2 protein-coding genes are annotated in these 1171 nt (G+C 69.5%); one reads left to right on the plus strand and one right to left on the minus strand.

The window, feature by feature from the left end; genetic code table 11:
- Positions 1-491 (minus strand): alpha/beta fold hydrolase (locus ACGFI9_RS37870; RefSeq protein WP_393186024.1); only part of this gene is annotated, 491 nt, incomplete at its 3' end.
- Between the two features lie 50 nt (positions 492-541).
- On the opposite strand from ACGFI9_RS37870, the gene ACGFI9_RS37875 reads away from it, so the two are divergent.
- On the plus strand, positions 542-1171 hold a 630-nt coding region (locus ACGFI9_RS37875; RefSeq protein WP_393186026.1), incomplete at its 3' end, for a helix-turn-helix transcriptional regulator.

Below are 1171 nucleotides of genomic sequence, written 5' to 3' on the forward strand. Positions count from 1 at the left end.
GCGGTCCGGTCTCGGTAGAGGGCGGGCGACTCGGGGGTGAAGTCGGCGATGATGCGGTTGGCGACCTCCTCGTCCAGACCGTGGGCGAGGCCACGTCTGATCGCCGAGTCCGGCGGCCGGGTCCCGGCGAATCGCATCGCGGCACTGAGCACCCACCGGTTCGGCACCGGCATCGTCGAGATGAACGATCCTCCCGGCGGCGGTATCACGGCACTGATCGCCAGGAACGCGCTGACGCGTTCGGGCACGAGCCGGGCGACTTCGGCGCCGATCACACCACCGGCCGAGTGCGCGACGATCGCGTACCGACCCGGCGGCGCGGAGTCGATGACCGCCTGGGCGTAGTCGCGCAACCGGGCTCGGCCGCCCTGCGGTCGGGAAGCGACCCAGGTCTGCTGCCCTTCGCCGAGGTCGCGGCGGACGTCATCCCAGATCCAGGCGGGAAGCCCGGCGCCACTGAGGAACATGATCGGATCGCGTGAAGTGCTCATGACACCATCGTCACCCCCAGCGATGTCACCGGTATGTCACTATTTATTGGATGAACCGCACCGACCGTCTCTACGCCTTGCGTGAGGAACTGCGGCGCGCGGGGCCCGCCGGGCGCTCGGCGGAACGACTCGCCGAGGTCTTCGAGGTCAGCGTCCGCACGATCAAACGAGACATCTCGGCTCTGCAACACGGCGGCTTCCCGGTCCGGGCTCGACCCGGACCCGGTGGTGGCTACGTCGTTGACGCCGCCGCGACCCTCCCGCCGGTGAACTTCACCGACGCCGAGGTCTCCGGCCTCGCCGCCGCCGTGGCCGCCCACCGGGGACAGCCGTTCGACAGCCACGCCCGCGCCGCCCTCGTCAAGGTGCTCAGCGTGATGGACACCCGCGCACGAGAAAACGCCACCGCGTTGAACGGTCGTGTCTGGATCGATCACACCGACACACCCGGCGATGCCCGGACCCGACACGCGATCGAGCAAGCACTCCACGCACAACGCGTCCTCGTCGTGGACTACCGCGACCGGCATGGCACGCCCACCACCCGGCAACTCGATCCCGTTCTCCTGGCCCGCACCCAAGGACACTGGTACCTCGTCGGGCACTGCCACCTTCGTCAAGCGATCCGCTGGCTCCGCCTCGACCGCGTCAGCGCCGCACACCTGACAACCCAGCCCGCC

Source organism: Micromonospora sp. NPDC048930, assembly GCF_043197935.1.
Classification (GTDB): Bacteria; Actinomycetota; Actinomycetes; order Mycobacteriales; family Micromonosporaceae; genus Micromonospora.